Here is a 1,149-nt window from a genome sequence, read left to right as displayed (position 1 = left end):
CCCCCCCCCCCCCCCCCCCCCCCCCCCCCCCCCCCCCCCCCCCCCCCCCCCCCCCCCCCCCGCCCCCCCCCCCCCCCCCCCCCCCCCGCCCCCCCCCCCCCCCCCCCCCCCTATAACGCTCGACAGCATCTCCACGGACATCGCCAAGATGGTCGACCATCAGGCCGCCGTGGACCTGTGGAACCGCTACCGCCGGGGTGATCCGAACCTGTTCGACGGCCGGCTCTACACCGCCCACGGCCGCCAGACCTTCCAGGACCTGAAGCAGCGCTACGGCGGCGACGGCGAGTTCCGCCGGACCGTCGACCGCTACGTCGCCGAGTTCGAGCGCCTGCTCGGCGAGGTCACCAAGAACGACCGCGACAGCAAGCGGGCCGACGCCTACCTCACCTCCGAGACGGGCAAGGTCTACACGATGCTGGCCCATGCCAGCGGACGCTTCGACGGGATCTGAGGGGGAGGCGGGGCGAAAGCCCTGCCGGCCTCACGCAACAGCGATCGAAGGGGGCCGCGATCCACTCGGAGCGCGGCCCCCTTCGATTCCGGGATGCCCCGCCTCAGATCAGGCCCAGCGCCGACAATTCCCGCCGCAGCGCCTCCGGCATCTCGGCGAGGTCGCCGGCGGCGGCGTGGTCGAGGTCGCGGGGGGCGTCGCGCTGGCGCAGGTAGCGCCAGCCCTGGAAGGGCCGGCAGGGCCGCGGCGAGACCGGCTTCACCTCCGGGTCGAGCACGAGTTCGCAGCGGCCGATGCCGTCGGCGCCGGTGAAGGGCTCGATGGCCGTGATGGCCTGCCGGCAGAGCAGCGTGCCCTTGATCACCCAGTAGATCGAGCCCTTGCCCGCGATCTCGCGCTTGCGCTTGGGCACCATGCGGGTGGTGTGGACGGTGCGCGGGATCTGGCCGAGGCGCAGCATTTCGGCACGGTTGTGGGCGATGCGGTCCTCGAGTTCGCCGATCGTGGCGGGTCCGACGCAGAGCTTCAGCAGGTTCAGGGCCATGCCCCGTCTATAGCAGGCGATGCGCCGGGCGGGCGGCCGGCGCGCTCACGAAAACAGCGCGATCTTCTCTTCGATGCTGAGGCGGTCGAGGTCGGCGAAGGCCAGCGCCAGGTCGTCCGCGTCGTCGGCCAGGGCGAGCGCCGGGCGGGGC

Annotated in this window: 2 protein-coding genes; one reads left to right on the top strand and one right to left on the bottom strand. The window is 73.5% G+C overall.

Features of this window, described 5'->3' with window-relative positions; genetic code table 11:
• Window positions 1–148 precede the first annotated feature (148 nt).
• Window positions 149–454: a hypothetical protein gene (locus FV217_RS22380; RefSeq protein WP_246683157.1), complete on the top strand. Its 306-nt coding sequence runs from the start codon at window positions 149–151 to the stop codon at window positions 452–454.
• 103 nt (window positions 455–557) lie between these two features.
• Here FV217_RS22380 and FV217_RS22375 read toward each other — a convergent pair whose 3' ends face one another.
• A complete protein-coding gene (locus FV217_RS22375) occupies window positions 558–998 on the bottom strand; it encodes a DUF1489 domain-containing protein (RefSeq protein WP_147821833.1) in 441 nt (146 codons plus the stop codon).
• Window positions 999–1,149 lie beyond the last annotated feature (151 nt).

It is taken from the genome of Methylobacterium sp. WL9 (genome assembly GCF_008040035.1).
Lineage (GTDB): Bacteria > Pseudomonadota > Alphaproteobacteria > Rhizobiales > Beijerinckiaceae > Methylobacterium > Methylobacterium thuringiense.
This window is presented reverse-complemented; position numbering and strand designations above follow the sequence as displayed.